This is a genomic window from Janthinobacterium sp. SUN120 (genome assembly GCF_030397735.1).
Classification (GTDB): domain Bacteria; phylum Pseudomonadota; class Gammaproteobacteria; order Burkholderiales; family Burkholderiaceae_D; genus Janthinobacterium; species Janthinobacterium kumbetense.
In genome coordinates this window covers 538,544-559,562 of the sequence record NZ_JAPUBW010000003.1, presented here as the reverse complement: position 1 = coordinate 559,562, position 21,019 = coordinate 538,544, and the positions used below count along the sequence as shown (strand labels likewise).

Genomic DNA, 21,019 nt, shown 5'->3' with positions numbered 1-21,019 from the left:
GGAAGCTTATTCCACTTCCACCGTTTCCGGCGCAGCCGTCGGCGCCGCATCTGGCGGTTCCGGGAATTCCAGCAAGACCTGGTCCTTGTCGTCGAGGTCGACCGTGACCCGTCCACCCGTCACCAGGCGGCCGAACAGCAGCTCGTCGGCCAGGGCCTTGCGGATCATGTCCTGGATCAGGCGCGCCATCGGCCGCGCGCCCATCAGCGGATCGAAACCTTTCTTGCCGAGGAAAGCACGCAGCTTCTCGGTAAACACGGCTTCGACCTTTTTCTCGTGCAACTGCTCTTCCAGCTGCATCAGGAACTTGTCGACCACGCGCAGGATGATTTCCTGATCCAGCGACCGGAAGCTGATGGTCGCGTCGATGCGGTTGCGGAACTCCGGCGTAAACATGCGCTTGATGTCGGCCATCTCGTCGCCAGCCTGCTTCGAGTTGGTGAAGCCGATCGACGTCTTTTGCAAGCTTTCCGCGCCCGCATTCGTCGTCATGATGATGATCACGTTGCGGAAATCGGCTTTGCGACCATTGTTGTCCGTCAAGGTGCCGTGATCCATCACTTGCAGCAGGATATTGAAAATGTCCGGATGGGCTTTTTCAATTTCATCGAGCAGCAAGACCGCATGCGGCTTCTTGGTGATCGCTTCCGTCAGCAAGCCGCCCTGGTCGAAACCGACGTAGCCCGGTGGCGCGCCGATCAGACGGCTGACGGCGTGGCGTTCCATGTATTCCGACATGTCAAAACGGATCAGCTCGATACCGAGGATGAAGGCCAGCTGTTTCGCCACTTCGGTCTTGCCCACGCCCGTCGGACCGGAGAACAGGAAGGAGCCGATCGGCTTGTCCGTCTTGCCCAGGCCGGCACGTGCCATCTTGATGGCCGAAGCCAGCGCGTCGATGGCGGGATCTTGCCCGAACACAACATTGCGCAAGTCGCGGTCGATCGTCTGCAGCTTGCTGCGGTCGTCCTGGTTGACCGTTTGCGGCGGAATGCGCGCGATCTTGGCGATGATGTCCTCGATCTCGGCCTTGCCGATGGTTTTCTTTTGCTTCGACTTCGGCAAGATGCGCTGCGCCGCGCCCGCTTCATCGATGACGTCGATCGCCTTGTCGGGCAAGTGGCGGTCGTTGATGAAGCGCGCCGCCAGTTCGGCCGCCGTCGACAGGGCCGAGGCCGAGTATTTCACGCCGTGGTGCTCTTCGAAGCGCGATTTGAGGCCGCGCAAGATTTGCACGGTTTGCTCGACGGTTGGCTCGTTGACGTCCACTTTCTGGAAGCGGCGGCTCAAGGCATGATCTTTCTCAAACACGCCGCGGAATTCCGTGTACGTGGTCGCGCCGATGCACTTCAATTGGCCGTTGGCCAGTGCCGGTTTCAGCAGGTTCGACGCATCCAGCGTGCCGCCCGACGCCGAGCCCGCACCGATGATGGTGTGGATCTCGTCGATGAACAGGATGCCGTTCGGATTGTCCTTCAGTTGTTTCAGCACGGCTTTCAGGCGCTGTTCGAAGTCGCCGCGGTATTTGGTACCGGCCAGCAAGGCGCCCATGTCCAGCGAATATACGACGGCATTCTGCAGGATTTCCGGCACATCGCTTTGCGTGATGCGGTAGGCCAGGCCTTCGGCGATGGCCGTCTTGCCCACGCCCGCCTCGCCGACCAGCAGCGGATTGTTCTTGCGGCGGCGGCACAGGATCTGGATCACGCGGTCGACTTCTTCCTCGCGGCCGATCAGCGGGTCGATCTTGCCTTCGGCAGCGGCCTTGTTCAGGTTTTGCGTGAACTGGTCGAGCGGGCTTTCCTTCGGCTGGCCATCGACGGGTGCCTCTTCCACGCCTTCGGAGGCTTTCGCGCTTTCCGTCGACTGGTCCTTGCGCACGCCGTGCGAGATGAAATTGACCACGTCCAGGCGCGTCACGCCCTGCTGGTGCAGGTAGTAGACAGCATGCGAATCCTTTTCGCCGAAGATGGCCACCAGCACATTGGCGCCCGTGACTTCCTTCTTGCCATTCGAGGCGGACTGGACGTGCATGATGGCACGCTGGATCACGCGCTGGAAACCAAGCGTCGGCTGGGTGTCGACTTCGCCCGTGCCAGGCACGGTCGGCGTGTTATCGCCGATGAAATTGGTGAGGGTCTTGCGCAGGTCTTCAATATTGACCGCGCAGGCACGCAACACCTCGGCAGCGGAGGGATTGTCCAGCAGTGCCAGCAGTAAATGCTCAACCGTGATGAATTCGTGCCGTGCCTGCCGAGCTTCGACAAACGCCATGTGCAAACTTACTTCTAATTCCTGCGCAATCATACTTCCTCCATCACGCACTGCAGGGGGTGCCCCGCCTTGCGCGCATGCGTTAAAACGAACTCCACTTTGGTACACGCTATATCTTTAGAGAACACGCCGCACACTCCTTTGCCGTAGCGATGAACACTGAGCATGATTTGCGTCGCCGTTTCACGGTCCTTGTTGAAATACTCCTGAATGATGGCCACCACAAATTCCATGGGGGTGTAGTCGTCATTGAGCAAGGCTACCTGGTAGAGCGGTGGCGGCTTCAGCACTTGCCGCTCCAGCAGGGTTTCTGTGTCGTGCTTGGTTGCCATACGCTTATTCTAATGCTTTCACAGTGGTTGTCATGCGCAATATCTACGCCTTTCCAATTGTTTTCAATCTTACGCGTTTTCTTAATAGTGCGCAGATGGCGACCTTGCCGTCAAAATCAAGAGTTGCTTTTTTGGTTGTCGTGAAGAATTTGGCAATATCGATGGAAAAGCGCTTGACTTCATTATTTATTCCGCCAACAATGCTGTATCGACTGTTGCAGTAATGTACAGCTTGATAAGAAGTGAGACGTCGAGGAGGGGGCAAGAAGCTTCTTGCTTTTATGGCTCGTGTGATTTGTTTTAATTTTGAAAGTTCTTTTTATGGCAACAGGTACAGTTAAGTGGTTCAATGATTCCAAAGGTTTTGGCTTCATCACTCCAGATGATGGCGGCGAAGATTTGTTTGCTCATTTCTCCGCAATCAACATGAACGGTTTCAAGACCCTCAAAGAAGGTCAAAAAGTTCAATTCGAAGTCACGCAAGGCCCTAAAGGCAAGCAAGCTTCCAACATCCAAGCAGCCTAAGCATCGCCGGCCCTCAGATGTGAAAAACCCCGTTTCCTTGAAGTGGGGTTTTTTTTCGTCCGCAGGGCGCGCAGCACCCTGCCCCGCTTCCTTTACATGTGCTCGACCATCACCTGGCCGAAACCGGAGCACGACACTTGCGTGGCGCCTTCCATCAGGCGGGCGAAATCATAGGTGACGCGCTTCGAGGCGATCGACTTTTGCATCGAGGAAATCACCAGGTCGGCCGCTTCCAGCCAGCCCATGTGGCGCAACATCATTTCCGCGGACAAAATCAGCGAACCGGGGTTCACGTAATCCTTGCCCGCGTACTTCGGCGCCGTGCCGTGCGTCGCTTCGAACATGGCGACGGAGTCGGACAGGTTGGCGCCCGGCGCGATGCCGATGCCGCCCACTTGCGCCGCCAGCGCGTCGGAAATGTAATCGCCGTTCAAATTCAGGGTGGCGATGACGCTGTATTCGGCCGGACGCAGCAAAATCTGTTGCAGGAACGCGTCAGCGATGGAATCCTTGACGATGATGTCGCGGCCCGTCCTAGGGTTCTTGAACTTGCACCACGGGCCGCCATCGATCAGCTCGGCGCCGAATTCCTTTTGCGCCAGCGCATATGCCCAGTCGCGGAAGCCGCCTTCCGTGTACTTCATGATGTTGCCTTTGTGCACGATCGTCACGGATGGCTTGTCATTGTCGATCGCATACTGGATGGCCTTGCGCACCAGGCGCTCGGTGCCTTCGATGGAAACGGGCTTGATGCCCAGGCCCGACGTGGCCGGGAAGCGGATCTTGGTCACGCCCATTTCATTGACGAGGAAATCCATCAATTTCTTCGCCTCGGGCGAGCCTTGCTGGTATTCGATGCCGGCATAGATATCTTCCGAGTTTTCGCGGAAAATCACCATGTCCGTCTTTTCCGGCTCTTTCACGGGCGATGGCACGCCCGTGAAGTAGCGCACGGGGCGCAGGCAGACGTACAGATCGAGCTGCTGGCGCAAGGCCACGTTCAGCGAGCGGATGCCGCCGCCGACGGGCGTGGTCAGCGGGCCCTTGATGGAAACCACGTAATCTTTCAGCACGGCCAAGGTTTCTTCCGGCAGCCACACATCGGGGCCGTACACATTCGTCGCTTTTTCGCCCGCATAGATTTCCATCCAGCTGATCTTGCGCGCGCCGCCGTAGGCCTTGGCCACGGCCGCGTCGATCACCTTGATCATGACCGGACTGATATCGATGCCCGTGCCATCGCCTTCAATGAAGGGAACGATGGGATTATCTGGTACATTCAGCGAAAAATCGGCGTTGACGGTGATTTTTTGGCCGTCAGCAGGTACAGTGATATGTTGATACATCGTGATCTCCGAAGTGGGACACACCGCTGGCGGGCAACGCAGGCCGGCGACGCGCTCTGCGGTTGCAGAGTTTACAAAAACAAGTCCGAACAGGGCGGCAACAACGCACTTTAGCAGGGAAAGAACACCCGGGCCACCCGCGGCGCCAAAGAACCGCATTGCCATACCGCCTCAAGTCTTCTATAAGACATAAGACTAACATTTCACATTATGCACCAGTATCTTACAGGGCGCCACGCTTTTGCGGCGCCGATCAGCAGCCACCATCGCTTACATCAATTCCCTTACCAGCATGCCACTCATCCTCTTCAATAAACCATTCCAGGTCCTGTGCCAGTTTTCGCCGCAGGAGGGCCGCGCCACCCTGGCCGACCACATCACCATCCCCGGCATCTACCCGGCCGGCCGGCTCGACGCCGACAGCGAAGGCTTGCTGCTGCTGACGGACGACGGCCGCCTGCAGCACGAGATCAGCCACCCGGACCGCAAGGAAGCGAAAACCTACCTGGTGCAGGTCGACGGCGTGCCCGATGCGGCCAGCCTGGCGCGCCTGCAGGCGCCGCTGGACCTGGGCGACTTCATCACCAAGCCGTGCAAGGCCGTGCGCATCGCCGAGCCGGACTGGCTGTGGCCGCGCAATCCGCCGATCCGCGCGCGCGCCGACAAGCCCACCTCATGGCTGGCGATCACCCTGAAAGAAGGGAAAAACCGGCAAGTGCGGCGCATGACGGCCGCCGTCGGCCTGCCCACGCTGCGCCTGGTGCGCAGCGCCATCGGCCCGTTTTCCCTGGCCAGCCACCCCTTGCTGCCCGGCGAATGGTGCGAAGTGCCGGCCGAGAACATTGGAAAAGCGTGAACCGGACAAGAAAAAACGTCCCCGGCGCCGAATTTTGCCAAGATGCACTATTTATTTTTAGATAATGCATTAAAATCATCTCACCTTAACATGATAGAAAAGGAAAGATGATGACAAAAGTAATCCTGGCCCTGGCCGCTTCCCTGCTTGCCGGCGCCGCACTGGCGCAATCGGGCGCCAAGGTGCACGCTTCCGCCGCGACCGATGCCGTCAAGCCGCCACCCGCTTCGGCAGCCAGCCATGCGTCGGCCGCGACCGACGCCGTCAAGCCGGTGCCGCCGGCGTCGGCCACCGTCAACGCTTCGGCCGCGACGGATGCGGCGCGTTCGGGCGCATCGACCAAGGCTTCGGCCGCAACGGATGCCCCGCGCCTGGTTCCCCAGGCCCGCAAGGCGAAGCAGCCGGCCGCCGAGGCAGGCAAGCCGGTGAAGTAAGCAGCAAGAAGTAAGAAGTAAGAAGAAGCAAGGGTAATTCCCAGCAAGGGTAATTCCCGGGGTTACGGCAGCAGCCATGTTGCTGTAACCCCACGCTTTCGGCGCGGACAGGCAGCATGCTTGACCAGGCAGCCGCCAGCATGGCTTAATCGCCGCTTCGCAGCCACCGTCCCGCCCCATGAAAAATTCCCTACGTCATCTCAGCCTGTCCATCGCCCTGCTGGCCGGCGCCAACATTGCTCAAGCTCAAACAAAGAGCGTGCAACTGTCGGCTGGCATGCATTTGATCCAGGCGGAAGTGGCCGCCACGGAAGAGCAGCGCGAACAGGGCTTGATGTACCGTGAAAAGATGCCGGCCAATGCGGGCATGCTGTTCGTCTTTGGCAACCCATCGACGCAATGCATGTGGATGAAAAACACGCCGCTGCCCCTGTCCGTGGCCTTTATCGATGCCGGCGGCAAGATCGTCAACATCGAAGACATGCAGCCGCACACGCTCGACAGCCATTGCTCCACGAAGACCGTGCCCGTGCGCTATGCGCTGGAAATGAACCTGGGCTGGTTCAAGCAAAAGAACATCAAGCCGGGCATGAGCATCGGCAACTTGCCAGGGACACGCTAGGCCAGCGCGGCCGCAGCCTGCCGCTGGCGGGCACGGCCGCAAAAAATCCTGAAAAAACGCGAAAAAACCCGCCAGAATGAATCTGCGGGTTTTTGCTTTTCAACCAGTGCCAGCGTACCGGCACAGGCAAGGCCGCCGTGGCGGCTTGCCTGCTGGCGAATATTAAGCGGACAGTGCTTTCAAAGCAGCTGCCAGACGGCTCTTATGGCGAGCTGCCTTGTTTTTGTGGATGATCTTCTTGTCAGCGATACGGTCGATGGTCGACACGGATGCTTGGAAGATTGCAGCAGCAGCTGCCTTGTCGCCGCCCTGGATCGCTTTGCGAGCAGCTTTGATAGCCGTGCGCAAGGTCGAACGTTGGGACGAATTGTGTGCGTTTTGCTTAACTGCTTGACGAGCGCGTTTGCGCGCTTGTGCGGTATTTGCCATGGAATTTCCTAAAACAGGGTCAAAGTGCGTTTGCAAACATTAGTGTTTGCCAACCGGTGCGTTCTGTGCGTCTGCCGAACCATGTGTGCCAAACCAGTGCCTGTCAAACATTAGTGTCTGCGTAACAGAATTCTGTACAGCCTTCGATTATAGCGATATTTTCAAGCGGGGGCAAATCAAAAAACCGTGTGTGATGCCAAAATCACCTGAAAATGGGCCTGACAAGGGCGAATCGGCCCCGCTTGTTACCCGCTTGTTACCATATTTTAACCGTTTGCCGGTACCGCGCCCGGCTATAATCTGCCCCCATGAACTTGCTTAAAACCCTCGCCGCCATTTCCAGCATGACCATGCTGTCCCGTGTAACCGGATTATTGCGCGAAAGCCTGTTCGCGCGCGCCTTTGGCGCCGGCGCCTACACGGACGCCTTCATCGTTGCCTTCCGCATTCCCAACCTGTTGCGCCGCCTGTTTGCCGAAGGGGCCTTCTCGCAAGCCTTCGTGCCGATCTTGTCTGAATACAAGAACCAGCATGGACAGGAAGCGAGCAAGCAACTGGCCGACCATGTGGCCACCACCCTCGTCTGGGCCACCTTGCTCGTGTCCGCCATCGGCATCGTCGGCGCGCCCTGGTTCGTGTACGCGATCGCCACGGGCCTGTCCAAGGACCCAGGGGCCTTCGACGCGGCCGTGTGGATGACGCGCCTGATGTTCCCTTATATTACTTGCATGTCTTTCGTGGCCCTGGCCGGCGGCATCCTGAATACCTGGCGCGAATTCAAGATACCCGCGTTCACCCCCGTCTTGCTGAACCTGTCGTTCATCGCCGCCTCGCTGTTCCTCGCGCCGCACTTGAAACAGCCGATCTACGCCATGGCCATTGCCGTGTTCGCCGGCGGCTTGCTGCAAGTGGCAATCCAGATACCCGCGCTGATCAAGATCGGCATGCTGCCGCGCCTGTCGATCAATCCCGCCATCGGCCTGTCCGACGGCGGCGTGCGCCGCGTGCTGAAAAAGATGGGGCCGGCCGTGTTTGCCGTCTCGGCAGCGCAGATCAGCCTGATGATCAACACGAGTATCGCGTCGCGCCTGGCCGAGGGCAGCATTTCCTGGCTGTCGTATGCGGACCGCCTGATGGAGTTCCCCACCGCCATGCTGGGCGTGGCCCTGGGCACCATCTTGCTGCCCAGCCTGTCGAAGGCGAATGTCGATGGCGACAAGACGGAATACTCGGCCCTGCTGGACTGGGGCTTGCGTTTGACCTTCCTGCTGGCCCTGCCCGCCGCCGTCGGCATGGCGACCCTGGCCACGCCGCTGATCGCGACATTATTTCACTACGGTAAGTTCACGGCTGAATCCGTGACCATGTCGACGCAGCCGCTGGTGGCCTACAGCCTGGGCCTGATCGGCATCATCCTGGTGAAAACCCTGGCGCCCGCCTTCTATGCGCGCCAGGATATCCGCACGCCCGTGAAAATCGCCATCGGCGTGCTGATCGCCACGCAACTGATGAATCTGCTATTCGTGCCCTACATCGCCGTGGCCGGCCTGGCCCTGTCGATCGGCCTGGGCGCCTGCCTGAACGCCAGCTTCCTGTACTGGGGCTTGCGCAAGCGCGGCATCTACCAGCCGAAACCGGGCTGGGCCAAGTTCTTCCTGCGCCTGCTGCCGGCACTCGTCGTGATGGGCGGCGTGGCGTATGCTGGCGCCATGCGCATCGACTGGATCGCTATGCAAGCCCATCCGCTGTTGCGGGCCGGCGCGCTGGCCCTGGTGGTGGCCCTGTGCGGCGTGGCGTATTTTGCGACGTTATTTGCGGTTGGCTTCCGCTTCCGCGATTTCAAGCGCCACGCTTGACAGCATGGGCAGGACGTTGTTGCCTGCGTCTCGCCGTACTGGCGTACTGCCTTCGACTGGGCGCCTAGTCCTGCACATGTTGTCGCAATCGCATATGTAATCATGCAGTAGAAACAAAAAAACCCGCCTCGGCGGGTTTTGTCATTCTTGCCAGCAAAAATCAAACAGCTTTGCGGGCGCGGCGGCGGGCGGCGAAACCGACCAGCGCCAGGCCACCCAACAGCATGCCGTAGGTTTCCGGTTCCGGCACAGGCAAGGCCGAGACCGTGCCCACGTACTGGCCATTCTGCAAACCGGTCAAGCCCGAAACACGCACCTCATAGGTACCCGCCGCCAGGGAACCGGCCCAGCTCAGGCTTTGGATGCCGGCCACCGACGTCAGGGTCAGGTCGCCATAGCCCACCAGGGTGGCGGCGAAGTTGCTGATCGCGCCTTCGGCAACGGAAAACGTTTGCAATGCGCCAAACGAGGTCGACGACGGGGTCAGCAGTTTGAAGGTCCACAAATCATCGACCACCGAATTGGCGGCGAAATTGGTGGTGATCGATGCCCGCGTATCGAAGCCGCTTGGATCCAGGATGCCCAGATTGTAGGTGGCCGCCGATGCGCTGAACGATGCTGCAGCCAGAATGCCTGCCGCGATAAATTTCAATTTCATAAATTATCCCTTAAAAGTAATTTATGGCCGCCAGGTGGGCCAGCCATCGCTTTAGTACTGAAAGTACCAGGAAGGATGGTAGCATAAAGACATCAAATTACTTGTAATTATTTTATTGAAATTTCATTTATTGAAAGTATTTCCTCTATGAAATGGTTCCAGGTCAAGATGAATTTCCAGGTGAAAATAGTTATCCCTGTATTCTTCATCGTTGACTTATGGTTAAAGTGGATTGCGCGCTTGCGCGCCGGCCTCTTCCTCCGGCTCCACCACCTCGGGCGCCGACGGTTCGGATGCTGGCGCAGCCGGATGCGGCGGCGGAAACAAGACGGGCGGCGCGGCGGAGGGCGGCGCGGCGGCGTCTGCCGGCGCCAGGACCAGTCCCGCCGGCGGCACGGGCCCGCCGGCGACGAACAGCCACTCGGACAGGTGCGACTTGCCTTCGAAACCGGTGAAGCGGGCGTCGAAATTGCCCACTTTTAAGGGCGCGGACGATGACAGGCTATGCACGCCGATGATGCCCTGGCCACCGGGCTGGTACAGCAAGCCCCATTCGGCGCGTCCCGTGACGGGGTCCACATACAGCTTGCGCAAATGGCGGCGTACCTGCGGAAAGCGGGGGTCGCGCAGCAAGGCGGCCAGGGTCGGCGGATGCTGCGGCTGGCCGGCGGGCGTGGCACCCGTGTAACTCTGCAGCGCATCGACAAACTCCGCCCCGATGTCGAGCAGCTCCTGCTCGGCCGCCTGGCGCTGCAGCAAGGAGCCCATTTTCAGCCCGGCCGCCCCCACGAGGCCCAGGATGGCGACCAGGATGATCAGGCCCAGATACGTAACACCGCGCTGGCGGCGCGCAGGACGGTGCATGGCCGCTACCAGTCCACGAACGGCGTGCCGCTGCGGTCCTTGCCGGGCGCGCCGCTTTTCACGTCATACACCTGGCCCGGCGTATCGTCGGGCGGCGGCACGATCAGCCATGTCGATTCGCTGTCCGTGATGGGGTCGATGGGCATGGCGCGCAGGTATTTCTTTTCGACCAGTTGCTCCAAAGTATCGGGATAACGTCCCGTATCGCCGTGGAACTGGTCGATGGTCGTGCGCAGGTTGCGCAAATTGTCCGCCAACACGGTTTCCTTCGCCTTGTCGAGGCTGGGAAAGTAGCGGGGCACGGCCAGGGTCAGCAACAGCGCCACGATGCCGAGCACCACCAGCAGCTCGATCAGCGTAAAGCCGCGCGCGCGGTCAGGGACAGGCATGGTTCACCATAGACGGTAAGGCACGTTGTTCAGGCCGGTCTTGTTGGAAGTCGAGTACACATCGTACACATCGTCGCCCTCGCGCGGTTCGGCCGCTTCGCTGGCATAGCTGCGCTTGCCCCACGTTTGCGCATCGCTCAGGCCCGCGTCCGCATTGAACGGGTCGCGCGGCACGCGGCGCAGGAAAAACAGCTTGCTGCGCTTCGGGTTGCGCTGGTCCGGCACGCCCTCGACCAGCAGCTCCAGGCTTTTCGGATAGCCGCTGGCGTCGGGCGTGCGCATGACGCGGCCTTCGTCGCCGGCCCGTTTATAAGCGTCGAGGCCCTGGCGGATCTCGCGCAGCGCGCGCCGCAATTCCTGCTCCTGGCGCCGCTGCACCGTCACCTGCGTGACGGGGATCACCAGGGTGGCCAGCACGCCCAGGATGGCCAGGGTCACCAGCAGCTCGATCAGGGTGAAGCCGCCTGGCCCGCCCTGCGCATGCGCCAGTCTCATTTGGCGGGCGCCACCGGCACCGGCTGGCTCGATGACAGCGGCAAGGGCGACGCCTGCAGCGGCACGGGCTGGCCAGCCGAGATCGGCAAGGGCGAGGCGGCCGGCTCGGGCGACGGCGCCACTTCCTGCGCCGGCACGCTCTGCGGCAAGGCGGGCGGCACCTGGCCCGGCGCCATCAGCTGCTGCGCCGGCGCCGGCTGCATGCCGACGGCCGACGGGCCGGAACGCACGATCACCGTGCCCGGCATCTGCGTGGGCACTTTGACCGCCATGTCGGGCCGGCGGCGGAAGCTGCCTTCCGTGCCGGCGGAAAACTCCGACTCCTTCGCTTCCGGGCGCTGCACCGTGCGCACCAGGTGCGGCGTGATCGACAACACGATTTCCGTCTTCTGGCTATCGTCCTTGCTGCTGCCGAACAGGCGGCCCAGCACGGGTATGTCGCCCAGGCCCGGCACCTTGTTGCCCGAGCTGCGCTCTTCATTGTTGATCAGGCCCGCCAGCACCTGGTTTTCGCCATCCTTCAGCTGCAGCATGGTCGACGCCTGGCGCGTGCCGATCTGGTACAGGGTCGAGCCGCTCCGGGTGGTGGTGGCCGCGCCCAGGTTGCTCACCTCGAGCGAGATGCGGATGCCCACTTCATTGTTCAAATAAATGGTCGGCTCGGCGTTCACCGTCAGGCCCACGTCCAGGTAGCTGATCGATTCGGAAGCGAAGCCGCCCGTGCCCGGCGAAATCGTGGTGGTCACCACGGGCACCCTGTCGCCGATGACGAATTTCGCCTTTTCCCGGTTGCGCACGCGGATGCGCGGGTTGGCCAGGATGTTCGCGTCGCCGTCCGTCTTGTTGGCGTTCGCCGTCACGGCCAGGTTGCTCACGCCGAGAGTACGCTGATTCAGATTATTCAAGTCGTTGATGGTCAACCCGATCCCGCCCGAGGTACTGAGCGGCGTCAAGGTCAGGCTCGATGGCCAGGCCACACCCAGCTCCATCAGGCGGCTGCGCTTGACTTCGAGGATTTCCAGTTCCAGCACCACTTCCGCCTCCGGCACGTCCTGCAGCGCGATCAGGCGCTCGGCCAGGCGGATCGCCTCGGGCGTGTCGCGCACGATGACGAGGTTGAGTTTTTCATCGGCCACCACGTCGCGCGTCTTGAGGATGGTCTTGAGCGTGTTGGCCACCTGCTTGGCGTCCGCGTTCGCCAGGAAGAAGGTTTTCACCAGCACTTCCTGGTATTCCTTCAATTTCGCCGCCACATTGGGATAGATCAAAATGGTGTTCGCATCCATCACCTGCTGTTCCAGCTGGTTCGTCACCAGCAGGAAGTAGACGGCCGATTCCACCGTGCTGTTTTTCAGGAAGATCGACGTTTTCGCATCCGCCTTGACGTCCTTGTCGAAGACGAAATTGAGGCCGGAACGGCGCGCGATCAGCTCGAACACCTGTTTTAACGGCGCGTCGCGAAACTCGATCGTGATCGGCTGCTTGTACGACCTGGCCAGGCCCGATTCGACGATGGGCGGCGCCGTCTTTTCATCGACCTCGCGCAGCAGCGCGCGCGCGCCCGCGTGATTCGGCTGCTCCGTCAGGATGGCGTTCAGGCGCTGGCGCGCGGGGTCGTATTGTTTTGCCTCAAGGGCCGTGCGCGCATCGGCCAGCAATTTCCCCTGGCGCTGCTCGCGTTCAAGCGCGCGCAAGCCGCTGTTGGCCCGCTCGTTCTGCGCATCGATTTCCAGCACGCTCATGAAGGAGGCGCGCGCCAGCTCGCCCTGCCCCGCCTGCGCCTGGCGCTCGGCCTGCTGCAAGCGGCTGCCGGTGGCCCGCTCGCGCGCCTGCAGATAGGCGCTGCGGTATTGCGCGTTGCCGGGGTCTTGCTGCAGCGCTTCCTGCAGTTTTTGCAGGCCGGCCGGGACTTGATCTTGCGCAATCAACTCGCGCCCGTCGCGGTAGGCTTGCTGCCCTGCGCAGCCGGACAGCAGCAAGAGCAGCAGCGCCGATGAAAAGGAACGAGACATCACTCGGAAACTCCAATGTTGAGCTGCTGAAGCTGGTTCAACGGCAGATAAGTGAGCGTCATGACGGGCGGCGCGATCGTCACGACCTTGTAGGCGCCATCGATGACGGTATTGGCGCGCACGATATACGTCTTGTCGGCGCGCGACAAAAACACTTCCCAGGCGCCGTCGGCGGCCGCCTTGCCCAGGTAGACGTAGGGCAGCGGCGGCGCCATCGGCGGCGGTGGCGGCGGCGCTGCCGTCACTGCCATTTTCGGCGGCGGCGGATTCCAGTTCTGGCTCTGGAAGACGCCGTCGGCGCCGCCAAAGGTCTCGCCCTCCTCGCCCGCCACTTCGCTGCGCGGCAGCAGGGCCAGGATGGCCGGCTGCGCGGCCGGCGCCTTGACGGCCGCATGGCGCGCGGGCGCGACGGCCCGCTCCACCGCTTCGACCACGTCGGCCACGGGCTGGCGCTCGCCGAACAGCAGCAAGGCGCCCGCGCCCAGCACGCCGGCCAGCATAAGCCAATGGCGCGGCGTCATGGCGCGCCTCCCGCATCGGCCTGCGCATCGGCCTGCGTTTCGGCCTGCGTTTCGGTCAAATAAAACGTCAGGCGCAAGCGCGCTTCCAGTTGCGTATCGGCGATCTGCTCGCGGCGGAAACTCAGTTCGTCGAGCGAGGCGAAGGGAGCGGCGCGCAGCGCCTGCAGCGCGAACTGCCACACGGCCCCGTAACTGCCCTTCAGCGGCAAGGTCACCTGGTATGTGGCGACCTTGCTGGCCTTGTCGTAGCCGCTCTTGTATTCGCCCTGCGCCAGCAGCAAGCCGTTCTTCGCGGCCAGGTCGAACAGCTGCTTGACCTGCTGCTCCGCGTGGCGCTGCTGTCCCAGGGCCGCATAAAAGCGCGCCAGGTTTTCGCTGGACGTCGCCGGCGGCGCCGCGATGGCCACGTCCAGCGATGGCGCAGGTAACGGACGCGCTTCCAGCTGCGCCGCCACGGCCCGCTGCTGCCAGGCCCACGCCCAGGCGGCCACGCCCAGCGCGAGCAAGGCCACGGCGATGCAGGCGGGCGCGCCCAGACGGCGCAGCAGCAGTTGCGCGCGCAGGCGCAGGATATTGATATCGATGGCCATCATGGCGAGCCCCAGCGCGCTTCGAGCTGGAAGCGCAAGGGTTTATTCGGGTCGAGCGCATTGATTTCATGGCGCAGCAGCTGCACCCTGGCGCCAAACAGCTCCTGCTGCTTCAGTTGCGCGATGTAGGCCACCATGGCGTCGCTGCCGGTCGTCTCGGCCGTGATCTTCAGCACGCGCTTGCGCGCATCCGGTTCCAGCGCCAGCAGCGCGATGGCGGGCGGCGTGGCGCTGGCCAGCGCATCCTGCAAGTCGCGCCACGGCAGGTTCAATTGCAGGATGGCCGCATTCACGGCCGCCGCCTGCGCGGGCGCGATGGCGATTTGCGGCGCAGGCGCGGGGCCCTGCATGGAGGCCATCACGCGCTGCTGCGCGCGCTGCAACTGCCCCTCGCGCAGTTGCTGGCGCTGCAGCGCGGCGCTGCCGCTGCAGGCCGCCGTGACGGCCAGCACCACGCCCAGCGCCCCCGTCATCCACGCCCATGCGGGCACGCGGTGCAGGCTGCGGCGCCAGCCGGGCGGCGCGAAATCGATATCGAGGCGCGTCATGCCACGCCTCCGCTGCGGGCCAGCCGGGCGGCCGGCGACAAGGCGCCTTCCCCGTCCGGCGCGGAAAAAATCTGGCAGCGGAACGCTGCCGCCGGCGCCAGCCAGAGCGCTGGCGGCGCGCCGCACAGCTGCAGCAGCGCCGGTGCGGGCACGCCTTGCAGCAGCGCCTCGCGCGCCAGCGTATGTTCCAGCCAATCCTGGCCCGCGCCGGGCGGCACGGGCAGCGCGCGCACGGCGCGCAGGCGGCCATCGTGCCGCACGCCCAGGGTCAAGGCATTCTCCTGCAGCTGGCCGAACCAGGCGCCCGGTTTCAGCGCGCCGTGCCAGCGGTTCCAGTGGCGCGCGAATTGCGGCGTGATGAAAATCAGGGCCAGCTTGCGCGCTGCCGCCACGCGCGTCAGCTGCGCCAGCAGGGCACGGGGCACGGCGCAAAAGAAAGGCGCGCGCGCATCCCAGGCGCTGCTGCTGTGCCACAGGCCGGGAGGATCGCCATACAGCGACTGGAAGCGCAGCGCGGCGGCCGCCTCGATATCGGCCAGGCGCGCGGCGCCGTGCGGCATATCCACTTGCCACAGGCGCGCCAAGCCATCGTCGAGCACCACGGACAGGGGCCAGCCCGCGTACTCGCCGGCCGGCAGAATCTGTTCCAACGCCTGCCCCAGGGCGGCAAAGTCGCCGTGCAGCGTGTCGCCCGGCACATACGCGGCTTCGCCCAGCGGTGTCCAGACGGGCGCGCGCCAGCGGCTGCTGCGCCACAGGCTCACCTTGCCCGCCGCCACGCCCAGGCGCAGTCCCAGTCCATAACTTCTACGCATGCAGGGTGACCCTCTTGATTTCCGTGATGGTGGTGGCGCCCCGCTTGACCAGTTCCAGCGCCGCCAGGCGCAGGCTGCGCGTGCCGTTCGCATGCGCGGCCGCCTTGATCTGGCGGATCGGCTTCTTGTCGACGATGAGTTCGCGGATTTCATCGGTCAGCACGAGGATTTCGGCGATCGAGCGGCGCCCCTTGTAGCCCGTGCCGCGGCAGTCGCCGCACCCCTTGCCCTGCTTGAATTGATATGCATCAACGTCGGCGCGCGCCAGGCCCACGCTGGCCAGTTCAGAATCGTCCGGCGTATATTCGGTAGCGCAATGGGGGCAGTTGGTGCGGATCAGCCGCTGCGCCCAGATGCCGTTCAGGGCCGAGACGAACGCATACGGATCGATGCCCATGTGGGTAAAACGGCCGAACACGTCGAAGACGTTATTCGCATGCACGGTGGTGAGCACCAGGTGGCCCGTGAGGGCCGATTGCACGGCGATTTCCGCCGTCTCGCGGTCGCGGATCTCGCCCACCATGATTTTATCGGGGTCGTGGCGCAGGATCGAGCGCAAGCCCTTGGCAAAGGTCAGCCCCTTCTTCTCATTCACGGGAATCTGCAGAATGCCGGGCAGCTGGTATTCGACGGGGTCTTCGATGGTGATGATCTTTTCGCGCCCGTTATGGATTTCCGTCAGCGCCGCATACAGAGTCGTCGTCTTGCCCGAGCCCGTGGGGCCCGTGACGAGCAGCATGCCGTAGGCTTCCTGCGCCAGCGCGCGCAAGGCTTCCAGCGACGGCGCGTCAAAGCCCAGCGCTTCGAGGGTCAGGGCGCCGTACGCCTCGATCATGGCGCGCTTGTCGAGGATGCGGATGACGGCGTCCTCGCCATGGATGCTGGGCATGATGGAGACGCGCAAATCGATTTCGCGCCCGCCCGATTCGACGCGGAAGCTGCCGTCCTGCGGCACGCGGCGCTCGGCGATATCGAGTTCGGCCAGCACTTTCAGGCGCGAGATGATGTGCTCCGCCACTTCGATACCGTTGACGGACGTGGCGTGATCGAGCACGCCGTCGACGCGGTATTTGACGGCCAGGCCGCCGGCCGTGCTTTCCAGGTGGATGTCGGAAGCGCCCGCCTTCAGCGCGTCATACAAGGTCGAGTTGACCAGCTTGACGGCGGGGCTGGCCGCTTCCGACACGCTGGCGAACGACAGCACGGCGGCCGTCTTGCCGTCGCGCCGCGCGTCGGTGGCGGCGCCGGGCAGCAGGCTGTCGACGGCGCGCGCCGATTCTTCCTGCTTCGACAGGTAGGCGCCGATGTCGGCCTGCAGCGCCAGGCGGATGCTCAAGGCGCCCTGCCCCGCGCGCGCGCCGAGCCAGGTTTGCAGGTCCAGGTCGAAGGGGTCGGCGATCACGCCCACCAGCTGGCCGTCGGCGGCGCGCAGCAGCACGCTGTGGCGCGCCAGCGCCTGCGACAGGGGCAGCACGTCGAAGGCGGGAGACAACGCCAGCATGTCGGCCGTTTCCAGCACGTCCAGGCCGAACGGGCGCGCCAGTTCGCGCACCACGGCGCGCGCCTCGATGCCGCTCAGCTGCTGCAATTCCTCGACCAGGCTGCGCTTCGATTGGCGGCACAGGAGGCGCGCGCGCTGCAGCAGCGCGGGATCGATGGCCACGCTGGCCACGGGGGATTCGGCTGCGCTCTGCATCATGAAATATCGCCGGCAAGGTCAAAGATGGGCATGTACAGCAGGATCACGATGGCGCCCACGACCAGGCCGATGGCGGCCATCAGCAAGGGTTCGAAGGTGCGCGTGAAACGGTCGATCCAGCGGCTGATTTCGCCGTCATAAAAGGCCGCCGACTGCGTCAGCATGGGCCCCATGTCGCCCGTGCGCTCGCCCACGCGCAGCATGCGCAGGGAAATGGGCGTCGTCAGTTGATATTGCTCAAACGCGGACGACAGGGGCTGGCCCGCCTCGATGGCGCCGCGCGCCTGCTGCAACGACGCCTGCATGCCCGGCGACACCATCGCCTGCACGGTGGCGATCGCCTGCACGATGGTGATGCCGCCTTCGGCCAGCATGCCCAGGGTCAGGTACAGGCGCGACAATTCATAGATGCGCACGCGCTCGCCGATACCGGGCAACTTCGCCAGCAGGCGCGCCACGCCGCCATGGCGCAGCACGCGGCGCACGGCCGACCATGCGACGCCGCCCGTGATCAGCAGGCCGAGCAACAGCAGCACGCCATGCTGCGTGACGAACTGGCCCCAGCTGAGCATAACTTGCGACATCCACGGCAAGTTGCGTCCCGCGCCCTGGTACACCTCGGCGAAGCGGGGCACGACATAGCTGATCAGGAAGGCGCTGACGCCGCCGCCCACGGCCAGCAAAATGGCGGGATAGATGGCGGCGCTGACGATCTTGCTGCGCACCGTATCGATGCGCTGCTGGTAATCGATGTAGCGCGACAAGGCGCGCGGCAAGTCGCTCGTGCCTTCGGCCGCCTTGACGATGCCGATATACAAGGGAGGAAACAGTTCCGCCTGCTCCGCCAGGGCGGCGGAAAAGCGCTTGCCTTCGCGCAAGCCTTCCAGCAGGCGCGTGAGCACGCTGCGCGTGGCCGGCGACGCTTCCTTTTCCAGCAAGGCTTCCAGCCCTTCGACGATGCCCAGGCCCGCGTTCAGCAGCGCCAGCAACTCCTGGCTGAACAGCAGCAGGGGCAAGGCCCGCGCGCGCTGGCGGCCGGCCGCGCTGAACGGCGTGGCCCGCAGCGGGCGGATGGCGCTGACGAACAGGCCGCGCGCCTCGGCCTGGCGGCGCGCGTCGGCTTCGTCGCGGCCGTCGATCACGCACGTATGCAAGGTTGCTACGACCTGGTCCGTGGAAAGCGCGCGTACTTCGAACTGCATGATGGCTTGTCCGTAGGAAAAAGAATGGTGCTGGCGTTATTGCGAACTGATGTCGGCGTTCTCGCCGCTGCCGCCCGGCTGGCCATCCTTGCCCATCGAGACGATGTCATATTCGCCCTTGCTGCCCGGGGCGCGGTATTGATAGGCATGGCCCCACGGGTCGAGCGGCACGGCCTTTTTCAGGTAGGGGCCATTCCAGCGCGTGCCGGCGGCGGGCGGCGCGGCCAGCAGCGCGGCCAGGCCTTCTTCCGTGGTCGGGTAGCGCCCCACGTCGAGGCGGTAGGTGTCGAGCGATTTTTCAAACGCCTCGATCTGCGCCTTGGCCACCGTCACTTCGGATTTGCCCAGTTGGGCGAAATATTTGGGGCCGACATACGCCGCCAGCAAGCCGATGATGACGATGACGACCAGCAATTCGAGCAAGGTAAAGCCGCGCGCATGGCGCGTTGCTGCAAGGTTCTGCCTGTGTGCTGCATGCATCCGGTAACTCCTTATTGCCTACCTTCAATACATTGCCGCCATGTGCACCGCTGGTGGCCGCGCACAGGCGGCGCGCGCCTGCCTGATGCCTAGCAGGCTACCATGCCGCTTATGGTTAATACAATCTTTTGTTTGTACTGAAAACAACAAAATCCCAGGGGAAACCATCGCGTTTGCACTAACGCAAGTCGCGCGCCACCTGCCCTGCGGCAGGCGTACAATCGGCGCATGTGCGGCCACGCCGCCTGCCTTGGGAGCTTGCATGTCTGCAATCCGTTTCAGCCTTGCCATCCTGGCCGCCGCCAGCGTGCTGCCTGCCGGCGCATCGGCGCCGCAGCAGCGGCAGCCCTATGTTGTTGAACTGCGCCTTCAACTGACGCCGCCTGACGCAGCGCAACGGGAAACCCAGCGGGAAGCGGGACGGCGCGCCGTGCTGGCGCTGGTGCCCGATGCCACCGTGCAATATGACTACACGGCCGCGCTGAACGGCTTTGCCGCCCTGCTGACGCCGGCCGAAGTCCAGCGCCTGCGCGCCAGCCCCCTCGTCGCGCGGGTGGCGCCCGGCACCGAGGATCAGTTCAACAGCGGCGGCACGCACCGGACCGCCGCACCCCGGCCGCAGCGCTAAGCGGCATCAGGCGGCCAGCAGGCGCAGCGCGATGCCGCGCGAGACGGCTTGCGTGCGATTGCTCACCCCCAATAATTTATAGATGCGCTGCAAGTGGCTTTTCACGGTCCCCCCACTGATGCCGAGGATTTGCCCCACCTCTTCATTGCTCTTGCCGATGCTGACCCAGTGCAGCACTTCCAGCTCGCGCGCACTGGCCGCGCGTGCCGCCCCGGCGGGAGCTGCCTGCGCGCCGTCCGGCAGCGCCAGCCAATGCAGATGCAGGCAGGGCAGCAGCAATTCCAGCACGTACGCCTGGCGCGCCGGGTCGGGCCAGGCAGCGCAGGGGGCACGGAACAGGGCAAAGAAACTGCCGCCGCCAGCACCCGCGCTGCCATGCACGAGGGTCCCGTCGATGAGGGCGACGCGCCGCCCGCCTGCGCGCCAGGCCTGCGCCAGCCGGGCCACCTGTCCGTGGCGCGGGTCGCTGAAGTCCCGCACCTCGGCCTCGGCCAGCACCGCGCTATGCCAGGCCGCACTGCGCACCACGCCGCCATCGGCGCCCAGTTGCGCGCAGACGAGGACGGCATGCGGCAGCAGCGCCTGCAGCGGCCCCTGGCTCCACAAAAAGAAATCGCCGGGCGCGGCGATGCCATGCGCGCCGAGTATGGCGTGCAGCAAGTATTCCTGTTCCCGCCCCGTCAGCAACATCAGGCGCACACGGCGGTATCAAACGCCAGGTAGCGGTAGCCGCTGCCGCGCACGGTTTCGATGCGGTGGCCGCAGCCGCCCGGCAGCAAAGCCTGCCGTAGGCGGCCCACGTGGGCGTCGACCGTGCGTTCGTCCAGATACGCGGCATGGCCCCACACCTGGTCCAGCAGTTGCGCGCGGCTATGCACCCGGCCCGGATGGTCCATCAAAAAATGCAGCAGCTTGAATTCCACGCGGCCCAGGCTGACAGGCACGCTGCCGGCCGTCACGCGCCGGGTGTGCGGATCGAGCCGCAAGGCGGCGCCGTCCGCGCTTGAGCCTGCGCGCAAGGCCGCTGGCGCGCGGCGGCGCAGCAAGGCATGCACGCGTGCCAGCATTTCACGGGGACCGACGGGCTTGCACAGATAATCGTCGGCGCCGCTTTCCAGGGCCAGCACCTTGTCCTGTTCGCTGTCGCGCGCACTGACCATGATGATAGGCAAGTCGCACAGCAGGCCATCCTGGCGCACCTGGCGCAGCAGCGCGATGCCGGACGCATCGGGCAATTCCCACTCCAGCAGCAGCACGTCGGGCGGATCGGCGGCCAGCAAGGCCAGCGCGCCGCGCGCATCCACGGCGCAGCTGACCCGGTAGCCGGCGCCTTGCAGGTTATGCACCAGCAAGGCTTGCGAGGCTGGCGCAGGATCCAGCAGCAGAATATGACGGCGCATCGATGCATCCTCCCGAAAAAAGTGGGCGGCCCTCCCTGAGAAAC

The 21,019-nt window shown here is 63.6% G+C and carries 24 protein-coding genes; 6 read left to right on the top strand and 18 right to left on the bottom strand.

Features of this window, described 5'->3' with window-relative positions:
* Positions 1 to 6: 6 nt before the first annotated feature.
* Positions 7 to 2,307 (bottom strand): ATP-dependent Clp protease ATP-binding subunit ClpA, encoded by a 2,301-nt coding sequence (clpA, locus tag O0879_RS20415; RefSeq protein WP_035825884.1) that lies wholly within the window; start codon positions 2,305 to 2,307, stop codon positions 7 to 9.
* Positions 2,304 to 2,606, bottom strand: a complete 303-nt coding sequence (gene clpS / locus O0879_RS20410; RefSeq protein WP_034751577.1) for an ATP-dependent Clp protease adapter ClpS — start codon at positions 2,604 to 2,606, stop codon at positions 2,304 to 2,306. Before clpS ends, clpA begins: the two co-directional genes overlap by 4 nt.
* A 321-nt stretch (positions 2,607 to 2,927) precedes the next feature.
* On the opposite strand from clpS, the gene O0879_RS20405 reads away from it, so the two are divergent.
* A complete protein-coding gene (locus tag O0879_RS20405) occupies positions 2,928 to 3,131 on the top strand; it encodes a cold-shock protein (RefSeq protein WP_010395943.1) in 204 nt (67 codons plus the stop codon).
* Positions 3,132 to 3,223: 92 nt separating this feature from the next.
* Here O0879_RS20405 and icd read toward each other — a convergent pair whose 3' ends face one another.
* A complete protein-coding gene (gene icd, locus O0879_RS20400) occupies positions 3,224 to 4,477 on the bottom strand; it encodes an NADP-dependent isocitrate dehydrogenase (protein ID WP_289906125.1) in 1,254 nt (417 codons plus the stop codon).
* A gap of 292 nt (positions 4,478 to 4,769) precedes the next feature.
* Here icd and O0879_RS20395 point away from each other — a divergent pair, with 292 nt between their 5' ends.
* From O0879_RS20395 to O0879_RS20385, 3 genes are all read left to right on the top strand, one after another.
* Positions 4,770 to 5,333 (top strand): pseudouridine synthase, encoded by a 564-nt coding sequence (locus O0879_RS20395; protein ID WP_099665051.1) that lies wholly within the window; start codon positions 4,770 to 4,772, stop codon positions 5,331 to 5,333.
* Positions 5,334 to 5,440: 107 nt separating this feature from the next.
* Positions 5,441 to 5,767 carry a hypothetical protein gene (locus tag O0879_RS20390; protein ID WP_143451357.1) on the top strand — a complete coding sequence of 109 codons (327 nt, stop codon included), beginning with the start codon at positions 5,441 to 5,443 and terminating at the stop codon, positions 5,765 to 5,767.
* Positions 5,768 to 5,945: 178 nt separating this feature from the next.
* On the top strand, positions 5,946 to 6,389 hold the full coding sequence (locus tag O0879_RS20385) for a DUF192 domain-containing protein (protein WP_251350039.1): 444 nt from the start codon (positions 5,946 to 5,948) through the stop codon (positions 6,387 to 6,389).
* A gap of 162 nt (positions 6,390 to 6,551) precedes the next feature.
* Here the strand turns inward: O0879_RS20385 and rpsT are convergent, their stop codons facing one another.
* Positions 6,552 to 6,818 (bottom strand): 30S ribosomal protein S20, encoded by a 267-nt coding sequence (rpsT, locus tag O0879_RS20380; protein ID WP_010395935.1) that lies wholly within the window; start codon positions 6,816 to 6,818, stop codon positions 6,552 to 6,554.
* A 308-nt stretch (positions 6,819 to 7,126) separates the two neighbouring features.
* Between rpsT and murJ the strand changes: the two genes are divergently transcribed.
* Entirely contained in the window at positions 7,127 to 8,674 is a 1,548-nt protein-coding gene (gene murJ / locus O0879_RS20375; protein WP_289913529.1) for a murein biosynthesis integral membrane protein MurJ, read from the top strand.
* A 160-nt stretch (positions 8,675 to 8,834) separates the two neighbouring features.
* Here the strand turns inward: murJ and O0879_RS20370 are convergent, their stop codons facing one another.
* From O0879_RS20370 to gspG, 12 genes are all read right to left on the bottom strand, one after another.
* Complete coding sequence (locus O0879_RS20370) at positions 8,835 to 9,332, bottom strand: FxDxF family PEP-CTERM protein (protein ID WP_077401053.1); 498 nt, start codon at positions 9,330 to 9,332, stop codon at positions 8,835 to 8,837.
* A 222-nt stretch (positions 9,333 to 9,554) separates the two neighbouring features.
* Complete coding sequence (locus O0879_RS20365) at positions 9,555 to 10,196, bottom strand: type II secretion system protein (protein WP_289918423.1); 642 nt, start codon at positions 10,194 to 10,196, stop codon at positions 9,555 to 9,557.
* 5 nt (positions 10,197 to 10,201) lie between these two features.
* Positions 10,202 to 10,585 (bottom strand): prepilin-type N-terminal cleavage/methylation domain-containing protein, encoded by a 384-nt coding sequence (locus O0879_RS20360; protein WP_289918421.1) that lies wholly within the window; start codon positions 10,583 to 10,585, stop codon positions 10,202 to 10,204.
* Between the two features lie 3 nt (positions 10,586 to 10,588).
* On the bottom strand, positions 10,589 to 11,080 hold the full coding sequence (locus O0879_RS20355) for a type II secretion system protein (RefSeq protein WP_251350037.1): 492 nt from the start codon (positions 11,078 to 11,080) through the stop codon (positions 10,589 to 10,591).
* A complete protein-coding gene (locus tag O0879_RS20350) occupies positions 11,077 to 13,092 on the bottom strand; it encodes a secretin N-terminal domain-containing protein (protein WP_289918473.1) in 2,016 nt (671 codons plus the stop codon). Before O0879_RS20350 ends, O0879_RS20355 begins: the two co-directional genes overlap by 4 nt.
* Positions 13,092 to 13,613, bottom strand: a complete 522-nt coding sequence (locus O0879_RS20345) for a hypothetical protein (RefSeq protein WP_289918419.1) — start codon at positions 13,611 to 13,613, stop codon at positions 13,092 to 13,094. The genes O0879_RS20350 and O0879_RS20345 overlap by 1 nt, the downstream gene beginning before the upstream one ends.
* Positions 13,610 to 14,206, bottom strand: a complete 597-nt coding sequence (locus O0879_RS20340; RefSeq protein ID WP_289918417.1) for a hypothetical protein — start codon at positions 14,204 to 14,206, stop codon at positions 13,610 to 13,612. The genes O0879_RS20345 and O0879_RS20340 overlap by 4 nt, the downstream gene beginning before the upstream one ends.
* Complete coding sequence (locus O0879_RS20335) at positions 14,203 to 14,751, bottom strand: hypothetical protein (RefSeq protein ID WP_289918415.1); 549 nt, start codon at positions 14,749 to 14,751, stop codon at positions 14,203 to 14,205. The genes O0879_RS20340 and O0879_RS20335 overlap by 4 nt, the downstream gene beginning before the upstream one ends.
* Positions 14,748 to 15,566 (bottom strand): hypothetical protein, encoded by an 819-nt coding sequence (locus O0879_RS20330; RefSeq protein ID WP_289918414.1) that lies wholly within the window; start codon positions 15,564 to 15,566, stop codon positions 14,748 to 14,750. The genes O0879_RS20335 and O0879_RS20330 overlap by 4 nt, the downstream gene beginning before the upstream one ends.
* Positions 15,559 to 17,262, bottom strand: a complete 1,704-nt coding sequence (locus tag O0879_RS20325; RefSeq protein ID WP_289918471.1) for a GspE/PulE family protein — start codon at positions 17,260 to 17,262, stop codon at positions 15,559 to 15,561. The genes O0879_RS20330 and O0879_RS20325 overlap by 8 nt, the downstream gene beginning before the upstream one ends.
* Entirely contained in the window at positions 17,262 to 18,467 is a 1,206-nt protein-coding gene (locus O0879_RS20320) for a type II secretion system F family protein (protein WP_289918412.1), read from the bottom strand. Before O0879_RS20320 ends, O0879_RS20325 begins: the two co-directional genes overlap by 1 nt.
* 36 nt (positions 18,468 to 18,503) lie before the next feature.
* A complete protein-coding gene (gene gspG, locus O0879_RS20315; RefSeq protein WP_034782166.1) occupies positions 18,504 to 18,947 on the bottom strand; it encodes a type II secretion system major pseudopilin GspG in 444 nt (147 codons plus the stop codon).
* Between the two features lie 262 nt (positions 18,948 to 19,209).
* On the opposite strand from gspG, the gene O0879_RS20310 reads away from it, so the two are divergent.
* Positions 19,210 to 19,575: a protease inhibitor I9 family protein gene (locus O0879_RS20310; RefSeq protein ID WP_289918410.1), complete on the top strand. Its 366-nt coding sequence runs from the start codon at positions 19,210 to 19,212 to the stop codon at positions 19,573 to 19,575.
* A 6-nt stretch (positions 19,576 to 19,581) separates the two neighbouring features.
* Here the strand turns inward: O0879_RS20310 and O0879_RS20305 are convergent, their stop codons facing one another.
* Together O0879_RS20305 and O0879_RS20300 are read right to left on the bottom strand one after the other, a co-directional pair.
* The gene (locus O0879_RS20305; RefSeq protein WP_289918469.1) at positions 19,582 to 20,265 is read right to left on the bottom strand and encodes a LuxR C-terminal-related transcriptional regulator; all 684 of its coding nucleotides are present in this window, start codon (positions 20,263 to 20,265) and stop codon (positions 19,582 to 19,584) included.
* Positions 20,265 to 20,975, bottom strand: a complete 711-nt coding sequence (locus O0879_RS20300; protein WP_289918409.1) for a winged helix-turn-helix domain-containing protein — start codon at positions 20,973 to 20,975, stop codon at positions 20,265 to 20,267. The genes O0879_RS20305 and O0879_RS20300 overlap by 1 nt, the downstream gene beginning before the upstream one ends.
* Between the last annotated feature and the right edge of the window lie 44 nt (positions 20,976 to 21,019).

Excerpts from the sequence above, each read along its gene's own strand:
- gspG (WP_034782166.1), bottom strand. The coding sequence starts at position 18,947 with ATGCATGCAGCACACAGGCAGAACCTTGCAGCAACGCGCCATGCGCGC.
- O0879_RS20305 (WP_289918469.1), bottom strand. The coding sequence starts at position 20,265 with ATGTTGCTGACGGGGCGGGAACAGGAATACTTGCTGCACGCCATACTC.
- O0879_RS20300 (WP_289918409.1), bottom strand. The coding sequence starts at position 20,975 with ATGCGCCGTCATATTCTGCTGCTGGATCCTGCGCCAGCCTCGCAAGCC.
- O0879_RS20360 (WP_289918421.1), bottom strand. The coding sequence starts at position 10,585 with ATGCCTGTCCCTGACCGCGCGCGCGGCTTTACGCTGATCGAGCTGCTG.
- O0879_RS20310 (WP_289918410.1), top strand. The coding sequence starts at position 19,210 with ATGTCTGCAATCCGTTTCAGCCTTGCCATCCTGGCCGCCGCCAGCGTG.
- O0879_RS20330 (WP_289918414.1), bottom strand. The coding sequence starts at position 15,566 with ATGCGTAGAAGTTATGGACTGGGACTGCGCCTGGGCGTGGCGGCGGGC.
- murJ (WP_289913529.1), top strand. The coding sequence starts at position 7,127 with ATGAACTTGCTTAAAACCCTCGCCGCCATTTCCAGCATGACCATGCTG.
- O0879_RS20370 (WP_077401053.1), bottom strand. The coding sequence starts at position 9,332 with ATGAAATTGAAATTTATCGCGGCAGGCATTCTGGCTGCAGCATCGTTC.
- O0879_RS20345 (WP_289918419.1), bottom strand. The coding sequence starts at position 13,613 with ATGACGCCGCGCCATTGGCTTATGCTGGCCGGCGTGCTGGGCGCGGGC.
- O0879_RS20320 (WP_289918412.1), bottom strand. The coding sequence starts at position 18,467 with ATGCAGTTCGAAGTACGCGCGCTTTCCACGGACCAGGTCGTAGCAACC.
- O0879_RS20395 (WP_099665051.1), top strand. The coding sequence starts at position 4,770 with ATGCCACTCATCCTCTTCAATAAACCATTCCAGGTCCTGTGCCAGTTT.
- O0879_RS20385 (WP_251350039.1), top strand. The coding sequence starts at position 5,946 with ATGAAAAATTCCCTACGTCATCTCAGCCTGTCCATCGCCCTGCTGGCC.
- O0879_RS20390 (WP_143451357.1), top strand. The coding sequence starts at position 5,441 with ATGATGACAAAAGTAATCCTGGCCCTGGCCGCTTCCCTGCTTGCCGGC.
- icd (WP_289906125.1), bottom strand. The coding sequence starts at position 4,477 with ATGTATCAACATATCACTGTACCTGCTGACGGCCAAAAAATCACCGTC.
- clpS (WP_034751577.1), bottom strand. The coding sequence starts at position 2,606 with ATGGCAACCAAGCACGACACAGAAACCCTGCTGGAGCGGCAAGTGCTG.
- O0879_RS20365 (WP_289918423.1), bottom strand. The coding sequence starts at position 10,196 with ATGCACCGTCCTGCGCGCCGCCAGCGCGGTGTTACGTATCTGGGCCTG.
- O0879_RS20340 (WP_289918417.1), bottom strand. The coding sequence starts at position 14,206 with ATGATGGCCATCGATATCAATATCCTGCGCCTGCGCGCGCAACTGCTG.
- O0879_RS20350 (WP_289918473.1), bottom strand. The coding sequence starts at position 13,092 with ATGTCTCGTTCCTTTTCATCGGCGCTGCTGCTCTTGCTGCTGTCCGGC.
- O0879_RS20335 (WP_289918415.1), bottom strand. The coding sequence starts at position 14,751 with ATGACGCGCCTCGATATCGATTTCGCGCCGCCCGGCTGGCGCCGCAGC.
- O0879_RS20355 (WP_251350037.1), bottom strand. The coding sequence starts at position 11,080 with ATGAGACTGGCGCATGCGCAGGGCGGGCCAGGCGGCTTCACCCTGATC.
- rpsT (WP_010395935.1), bottom strand. The coding sequence starts at position 6,818 with ATGGCAAATACCGCACAAGCGCGCAAACGCGCTCGTCAAGCAGTTAAG.
- O0879_RS20325 (WP_289918471.1), bottom strand. The coding sequence starts at position 17,262 with ATGCAGAGCGCAGCCGAATCCCCCGTGGCCAGCGTGGCCATCGATCCC.
- clpA (WP_035825884.1), bottom strand. The coding sequence starts at position 2,307 with ATGATTGCGCAGGAATTAGAAGTAAGTTTGCACATGGCGTTTGTCGAA.
- O0879_RS20405 (WP_010395943.1), top strand. The coding sequence starts at position 2,928 with ATGGCAACAGGTACAGTTAAGTGGTTCAATGATTCCAAAGGTTTTGGC.